A 7,823-nucleotide genomic window follows, 5' to 3' on the forward strand; every position below is an offset into this window, starting at 1 on the left:
GAACCGGGTGGGACCACCCCCGCGTGCGCGGGGAAGACGTCGAGGTCTTGGCGCGCTGGTCGGCCCAGTCCGGACCACCCCCGCGTGCGCGGGGAAGACCCGTCCTCGGGGTTGAGGTCGGTCGGGGCGTACGGACCACCCCCGCGTGCGCGGGGAAGACGCCTCCAGCTCCGCCAGACCGGCGGTCCAGCCGGGACCACCCCCGCGTGCGCGGGGAAGACCGCGATGTAGCGGGCCAGGACGTCGTCGGCGCGGGACCACCCCCGCGTGCGCGGGGAAGACACTTCCTGACCTGGGGACTTTACCGTGCCTACGTCGGATTCTGATTCAGTTTGTCGCGGCTACTGCACGGAGGGGACAGCGCGCCACGTCCGGTGCCTCTTCACCCTGGACTGGTCCGTTCGTCGTCTCTGCGGAGCATGTCTCACCAGAAACCGGGGCAGTGTGGCGGACCGCCCGAGAGTGTGTGTTCACCGCCGAGGTAGCCGCAGGACCGCTGGCACGCCGGCCCTACGACCTGCGGCACGCCTGTGTCTCGACCTGGCTGAACGCAGGGGTGGAGCCCACGCGGGTAGCCGAGTGGGCCGGACACTCCGTAGAGGTGCTGTACCGGGTCTACGCCAAGTGCCTGCACGGCGGCGATGAAGCCGCCAAGCGCAAGATTCTGGAGGCCATGCGGTAGCACGCGCGCAGGCAAACTTGGGCAGCTATTGGGCAGGAATGCTCGCAATCGGCCGGACACGGCCAGACACGGCCGGACGGAACAAGATCAGGCCCTGAGCGCGTTTCCGCTGCTCAGGGCCTGATTCACCCGGCGAAAGGTGAGTGCCCCCGGCAGGATTCGAACCTGCGACACACGGTTTAGGAAACCGATGCTCTATCCCCTGAGCTACGAGGGCGCGTGGGGGAGCCTACCGGGTGCTGGGTGGGGGATCGGGTGGTGGGGTTGTCACTCGGTGGGCCTAGGCGCGAGCACCTTGGGTTAGGTGGGCGGCCGGTGGGGGTCGGCTGTCTGGGGGAAGTGGGCGACCCCACCTGTTCCGCATCGGTCCAGTGAGGTACAGAGGGGGTCATATCGCCCTCCGACGAAAGCCATCCCATGAGCAGTAGACCCTGGCCTGACTTCCGTCCTGGCCCGCTGGGCTCCGTCGGCGCCTGGTGGCGACGGCTGCGGGCCCGTCCGAACGCCGAGCAGTACACGTTCGTCCCGGCCTCGACGTCCCACCAGCACCCGTTCGAGTCACCGCTCCCCAGCGCCGTCTACGGCCTGGACTTCCACGCCAAGATGACGATCCACTGGCGCGTGGACCTGACGACGGGCGTCCGGCACAACGCCCCGCGCAGCGCCGCCGTGAACGACATCATCCACCGCGCCAAGGCGTTGACCGAACGGGCGATGCTCGTGCACCACGCGCCGCTGCAGCACCAGCTGGGCGCCGAGCTGGCCGCCGAACGCCAGGTCGAGGGCACGCACGTCTGGGTGCGCGCGGAGGGCGTCGAGCTGACCGTGGACGAGCAGGACTTGGCGATGGCGCGCAAGCACATCGAACTCCTCCAGACCACGACGATGCGCCAGGCCGAGCGGGACGCCGAGCGCGCCGAGATCAAGTACCTCCGGGACGAGGTGCTGACCGACCTGTCCAGCGCCACGATCTGGTGGCTGGTCCGCAACGGCTACCAGGTGGAGCAGGCCGTCGCGTTGAGCAGGCACCTCGCCGAGCTGGTCGGCATCGCCTCCCAGCGTCGCGACCAGCACTGGGCCGACACGCTCGTCACGTCGTTCGAGAGCGCCCTGCCGCGGCTGGACGACGGGCACCGCGCCGACGTCCGCCTCCACCTCGCCAAGGCCCTCGGCATCTACGGCGGGTCGGGGGTGGCGGCGGAGTTCGCCGAGCAGATCGGGCTCGCCGAGCACGAGCGCCAGCTCGCCGAGCGGGAGCGCCAACTCGCCGAGCACCAGCTCGGGCACGGCCCCCAGCACCAGTTGCCGCAGCAAGAGGGGCACGGGCGGCCGGCCGACCTCGGCCACCGGCAGAACGGTGCGAAGCCGCTGCCGTGATTCCCTAACCTGGTGACCGTGACCCACAACCTGACCGAGGCGCGGGGGGCGGCCCTGGCGGGCGCCCTGCGCGTCCTCGCGCGGCTGACACCGTTCGTCGAACCGGAGCTGATCGGCCTGCGCGACGTGGTGCGGCCCGGCGACGTGTGCGTCGACATCGGCGCCGCGCTCGGCCTCTACACCGTCTCCCTGTCCCGCCTCGTCGGTCCACACGGGACGGTGCACAGCATCGAGCCGCTGGTGTTCGCGCACCCCGCGCTGTCGTTCCTGCTGCGTCCCCGCGAGGCCCGCAACGTCGTGCGGCACTCCGTCGCGCTGGGCGTGAGCGAGGGCCGTGACGTGATGAGCGTGCCCGTCCGCCACGGCACACCGGTGACGGGCCGGTCGTTCCTCACCGCGGGCGCGGACGGGCTCGGCTCGAACGACGAGTTCTCCGACCACCTGGAGGTCCTGGTCCGCACGGACACGTTGGACCGGTTCTGCGCGGCCAACGGGATCGACCGGCTCGACTTCGTCAAGGCCGACGTCGAGGGCGCGGAACTCCGCGTGCTGCAAGGCGGGTCGGAGACCATCGAGAGGTTTCGGCCGAAACTTCTCCTGGAGATCGAGGAAAGGCACGTGCTGCGCTTTGGCTACCGCGCGCGGGACGTGCAGGACTGGCTGGCCGACCGCGGCTACCGCATGCACGCCTGGCACCAGAACGCGTGGCGCGAGGTCCACCGCGTGGACGACCGCGTGCGCAACTACCTGTTCCTGCCGTAAGGCGGAAGACCCGAAAGGGCGGAAGAGCCGAAGCGGCGGAAGAGCCGGAAAGGCTCGAAGACCCGGAAAGGCGGAAGACCCCGGTCCCTGGGGGTGGACCGGGGTCTTCCTGCGGACCGGTCTACGTGACGTAGACCTCAAGCTCGTGAATCGAGTATCCGTATCCGGTGGCTCGTTGGATACCCGTCATTCGTACGAATCGTGCCGTACTCGGGGTGAAGGGCGCAAGGTCTTGGCCGCCGTCTCCTGCGGACGTCGTGTAGACCGTGCGCCACGTCGTGCCGTCGACGGACAGTTCTATGCGATATCCCTTGGCATAAGCGGCTTCCCACGACAGCACGACGCGGCCGACGGTGCGCGGCGCGCCGAGGTCCACCTGGAGCCACTGGTGGTCGGACCAGTCGCTGGCCCACCGGGTGTCCGGCTTGCCGTCGATCGCGTTCGACGGCGGCGACGGGTACCAGCCGCGCTCGTGGCTGCTCGCGGTCGCGGTGGCGCCGGATGCCAGGTTGGCGAGGCTGGTGCCGCGACGGGACGGGAACTGCACGACCTGCTGGTACGTGGGCCGGTTCTGCCAGTTCACCTTGTCGTGCGTGATGCCGCCCATGGCCCGGTGGACGATGGTGTCCGCGCACCACTGGTCGCCGGCCGCGCACGACGCGTCACCGGGGTACACCTCGGTCGCGGGCTTGGCCGCCGCCGCGCGCAGGCTGTCCAGCAGCACCTGGCGGCACGCGGGAACCGAGCCGCCACCGCAGTAGCGGGCGCCGAGCGCGCCGTCGACGCGGTCGCCGAGCACCGCGCGGAGATCCTTGTCGACATAGCTCCACCAGCCGTGCTGGAACGAGGAGCCCTTGTGCGGCGCGGTTCCGTGCGCGTCCGACGGTGCTTCGTCGACTTGCAGCGCACGGGTCAGCTGGCCGTAGAGCGCGTCGCCGAGGCCGGGCTTGAACTGCGCCTCCACCAGCAGCGGCCACCACGCGTCGAGGATGCGGATCGCCTCGGCGTGCCCGTACGCCTTGCTGCCGCGTGACGTCTCCTTGCGCAGCGAGCCGGACCGCTGCCAGTCGCGCAGCTTCGCCACCGCCGAGGCCAGGGCCGGATCGGTCACCGCCGCCGTGTCGAGGACGCGCAGCAGGTCCGGCAGCACCTGTTCGGCGCGCAGGTCGGCGACGCCGGCTTCGGCCATCGCCCGCGTCAACGACGCCCGCGTGACGGGTCCGCGGGCGATCAGGGCGCGGACCCGGTCGTCCAGCAGGTCGCCGCGGTGCACGGACCCGTTGCCGTAGCCGGACGCCGAGTAGTCCAGCGCCTGCTTGTTGTTCCAGCTGATGTAGTAGTCCTGGTTCACGGAGTTGGGGTGCTGCGCGAACGGCGTGTACGTCGCCGTGTTGCGGTCGGCGTTCCAGCCCTCCCACTCGTACGCGGGCTCGGCCTTCACGGGGAGGTGCGGGTCGACGGACGCCTTGCGGACCGGGTTCGCGCCGGAGTTGAAGTACGCGGTGTCGCGCGAGTCCACGTAGAACCAGTTGAACGCGTACCCGATGTGCTCCGCGGCGCGCTGGAAGTCCGCGGCGGAGCGGATCGCGTCGGGGTCGTTGAACTCCTGGAAGCCGACGATCGAGTCCACCTCGTGCAGGTACGTCGACCGCAGCGAGGTGTAGGCGACGAACTTGCCGTCCACCCGCGCCCGGCTCTGCACCAGGCCGTACTTGGTCCGGTGCATGACGAGCGTGTAGGAGCCGGCGGGTGTCGGGTCGGCCACCGTCGGCTTCCACGAGTTCTTGCGCTCCAACCGTTCCATCGGCAGGCACTGGCCGTGGTAGCGGTAGTGCGTCGACGACGCCGAGGCCGGCGCGCCGGAGGGCTCGCACAGCTCCACGGCGTACGTGTCGGTGATGTCCTGCCCGGCGGACGTGGCGCTCCACGAGTAGTCCACGCCGCGCCCGAGCTGGACGTACATCGAGACGCCCGCGAACGACACGCCGCGTGCCCGCAGGCCGGGGCCGTGCAACTCCTGCAACATCAGCAGCTGCGGCGCGAAGTAGCCGGTCTGCGGTCCCCACACGGCGATCGGGTTGCCGGTGTCGGTGTGCGCGCCGGACACGGCCAGCGCGTTGGACATGCCCTGCTTCCGGCTGAGCAGGTCGCGCGGCAGCACGCCGTCGGCGAAGAGCCCTTCCACCGCCTCGAGTTCCGCCGGAACGGCCACAGTGGACGGACCCGACGAGGTCTGGTCGTGCACCATCGGCTCCGGCGTGACGACACCGCCGTCGGGCAGCGCGACGCCCTGCGGCGCGGCGGGCGTCGTCCCGTACGGGAAGCGCTGCCCGTCGTGCAGGGTGAGCACGGCCTCCGGGTCGTTCTGCTCGCGGAACGACCGCCACACCTGGTCGCCCGCGGCGGGGCCGTACCGGTTCTGCGCGGCGAGCTTCACCAGCGCGTTCTGCACCTCGCCGCCGCCGCCCGCGCCGAACAGCCCGCCCACGACGGCGGCGATCGCCACCAGGTCGGTCGGCTGGAACGGCTTGATGTCGTTCCAGTTGGTGATCGCGTCGGCGTGCCCGGTGAGCACGTACTCGCCGGGGAACGTGCGGCTGTTCACGGCCGCGGCGATGTAGGCGTTGATGCCCGCGATGTAGTCCTTCACGTCCTGCAACGCCTGCGCGCCGCGCGGACCCTGGGACGCCACCTGGTCGATCTGGGCCTGGAGGTCGGCCTCGGTGTACGGGATCTGGTTGTAGAAGCTCTGCTCCAGCGCCCGGTTTCCCTCGGCGCCGCCCGCGAACCCGGACAGCTGGCCGCGGCCGAGGTGCCGGAACAGGTCCATCAGCCACAGCCGGTCCTGGGCGGCGGCGTAGCCCGCGCCGAATTCCGTACCCGATCGGGTGGTCCCGTAGATGTGGGGCATCCCGATGGCCTTGTCGCGCACGATCGTGACGTCGGCACGCGGTTTGATGGTGCTCTCGACCTGGTTCGCGGGGACGCCGAACGAGGCGTCGTTGAAGAAGGTGCTGAGTTGATCATTGGTCAGACCGCCGTAGCCGGAGACGAGGGCGTCGTAGCGGCCGAGCTGGTCGGCGGAGTGCGCCGGGCGGGTGCCGAGCGCCTGGTGCGCGAGGATCTCGGTGAGCGTGGCGTTGCCGTTCTGGCCGGGCGGCAGCACGTCGTGGCACTGGCCGAGGCAGTGGTCGTCCGGGGTGAACGCGGTGGTCCTGACCTGCGCTTGAGCGGCGGTGGGGACGGTGAGGGCGGCCGCGGCGAGGAGGACGACCACGGCAAGCGATCGGGCGGCTCTCCGCATGACGCGAAGCTCCTTCCAGGCAGGGATCGTGTGACGCACGTTACTGTCAGGTAGCGATTCGCGAAAGAGCTTCGCGTTTGGAATTCGGCCGTCCGGGTGTGAACTCTTGACCTATCGTCTCGACATTGGGAAAACAGTCAACATGATGCGACGTCGATCGCTGCTCACCGGTCTCGCCGGCGCGGGGGTGCTCGCGGGCCTCGGCGTGTCCCCCGCGCTCGCCACGCCCGTCCTGCCCATCCGCAGCTGCGCCGACTGGGGCGCGCGGCCGCCGGCGCAGCCGACGAGCGTTGTGCACGAGCGGCCCGTCCGCATCCTGATCCACCACACCGCGTCGGCGAACACCACCGACTACTCGCAGGCGGCCGCGTACGCCAACGCGAAGTGGATCCAGGACCTCCACATGGACCGCAACGGCTGGATCGACTCCGGCCAGCACTTCACCAACAGCCGCGGCGGGTTCCTGATGGAGGGCAGGCACGGCAGCCTCGCGGCCCTGCGCGCGGGCGACCGGGTCGTCGTCGGCGCGCACTGCCCCGGCCAGAACACCGCCGCCATCGGGATCGAGAACGAGGGCCTCTACATGGACGTGGAGCCGCCCAAGTTGCAGTGGGACTCCCTGGTGTCGTTCTGCGTCTACACCTGCGAGCAGTACGGGATATCGCCGTTCGCGATCGAGGGCCATCGGGACTACCGGGACACCCTCTGCCCGGGCGACAAGCTCTACGCCCTGTTGCCGCGTCTGCGCCAGGAAGTTGCGCAGGTGTTGAGCTGACCTCGGATATTTCCTGGCAACTGTGAACGGGCGGCCACCCGGTCTTTCCGTGGTGAGATAACGGTGAATTAACGTCAGCTTGCGTGTTCGTGCGCGATGCTGGGCGGGTACGAACACGAAACGCCAACGCGGGGAGGCGTCGTGATCAAGGTGATGCTGGCCGATGACGAAGACCTCGTCCGGTCCGGCCTTCGCATGATCCTCAGCAGCGCAGGCGACATCGAGGTAGTGGCCGAATGCGATGACGGGCACCTGGTGGCCGACCTGGCCCGCCGGCACCGCCCGCACGTCGTGCTGCTGGACATCCGGATGCGGTCCTCCGACGGGCTGATGGCGCTGCGCAGGCTGCGCGCCATCCCCGACCCGCCGAAGATCGCCATGCTGACCACGTTCGACGTGGACGAGTACGTGTCGGAGGCGCTGCGGCTCGGCGCTTCCGGCTTCCTGCTGAAGGACACCGAGCCGGAACAGCTGGTCCGGGCCGTGCGCGACCTCGCGCTCGGCGGGGCCGTGCTCGACCCGGGCGTGGCGGCCAGGGTGCTGGCGGCGGTCGCCGACGGCGAGCGGGCCGCGGAACCCGCGCGGCGGCTGCTGGCGTCGCTGTCCGAGCGGGAACGCGAAGTCCTCGTGCTGATCGGGCAGGGCATGTCGAACGCCGAGATCGGCCAGACCCTGCACCTGTCGGAGGCGACGGTGAAGGGGTACGTCTCGTCGGTGCTGGGCAAGATCGGCGCGGTGAACCGGGTGCAAGCGGCCCTGGTGGCGTTCCGGGGCGGCCTGATCGCTTAAGTGTGTGTTGGAGGCCGCCTTCGGCGTCGCGGCTCTGTTGGATTGCGCCGCCTTCGGCGTCGCGGCTCTGTTGGATTGCGCCGCCTTCGGCGTCGCGGCTCGGTTGGATTGCGCCGCCTTCGGCGTCGCGGCTC

6 protein-coding genes, 1 tRNA gene and 1 CRISPR repeat array are annotated in these 7,823 nt (G+C 70.2%); of the genes, 5 read left to right on the forward strand and 2 right to left on the reverse strand.

Going from position 1 to position 7,823, the window contains the following annotated elements:
* The first annotated feature begins 10 nt into the window (after positions 1-10).
* Positions 11-282: direct repeats of the CRISPR family, unit length 28 nt; unit sequence GGACCACCCCCGCGTGCGCGGGGAAGAC.
* Positions 283-466: 184 nt separating this feature from the next.
* Positions 467-682, forward strand: a complete 216-nt coding sequence (locus ACFQ3T_RS12380) for a site-specific integrase (protein ID WP_380723386.1) — start codon at positions 467-469, stop codon at positions 680-682.
* A gap of 144 nt (positions 683-826) precedes the next feature.
* On the opposite strand, the gene ACFQ3T_RS12385 is transcribed toward ACFQ3T_RS12380, so the two are convergent.
* Positions 827-899: transfer RNA gene (locus ACFQ3T_RS12385), tRNA-Arg, on the reverse strand.
* Between the two features lie 200 nt (positions 900-1,099).
* Here ACFQ3T_RS12385 and ACFQ3T_RS12390 point away from each other — a divergent pair.
* Positions 1,100-2,059 (forward strand): hypothetical protein, encoded by a 960-nt coding sequence (locus ACFQ3T_RS12390; RefSeq protein WP_380723387.1) that lies wholly within the window; start codon positions 1,100-1,102, stop codon positions 2,057-2,059.
* 18 nt (positions 2,060-2,077) lie between these two features.
* The gene (locus ACFQ3T_RS12395; RefSeq protein ID WP_380723388.1) at positions 2,078-2,821 is read left to right on the forward strand and encodes an FkbM family methyltransferase; all 744 of its coding nucleotides are present in this window, start codon (positions 2,078-2,080) and stop codon (positions 2,819-2,821) included.
* A 121-nt stretch (positions 2,822-2,942) separates the two neighbouring features.
* Here the strand turns inward: ACFQ3T_RS12395 and ACFQ3T_RS12400 are convergent, their stop codons facing one another.
* On the reverse strand, positions 2,943-6,125 hold the full coding sequence (locus tag ACFQ3T_RS12400; RefSeq protein ID WP_380723389.1) for a penicillin acylase family protein: 3,183 nt from the start codon (positions 6,123-6,125) through the stop codon (positions 2,943-2,945).
* Positions 6,126-6,267: 142 nt separating this feature from the next.
* Here ACFQ3T_RS12400 and ACFQ3T_RS12405 point away from each other — a divergent pair, with 142 nt between their 5' ends.
* On the forward strand, positions 6,268-6,900 hold the full coding sequence (locus ACFQ3T_RS12405; RefSeq protein ID WP_380723390.1) for a peptidoglycan recognition protein family protein: 633 nt from the start codon (positions 6,268-6,270) through the stop codon (positions 6,898-6,900).
* A gap of 141 nt (positions 6,901-7,041) precedes the next feature.
* Positions 7,042-7,689: a response regulator gene (locus tag ACFQ3T_RS12410; RefSeq protein ID WP_380723391.1), complete on the forward strand. Its 648-nt coding sequence runs from the start codon at positions 7,042-7,044 to the stop codon at positions 7,687-7,689.
* The last annotated feature ends 134 nt before the right edge of the window (positions 7,690-7,823 follow it).

It is taken from the genome of Saccharothrix hoggarensis, from assembly GCF_042678885.1.
In the GTDB taxonomy this organism is placed as follows: Bacteria; Actinomycetota; Actinomycetes; order Mycobacteriales; family Pseudonocardiaceae; genus Actinosynnema; species Actinosynnema hoggarensis.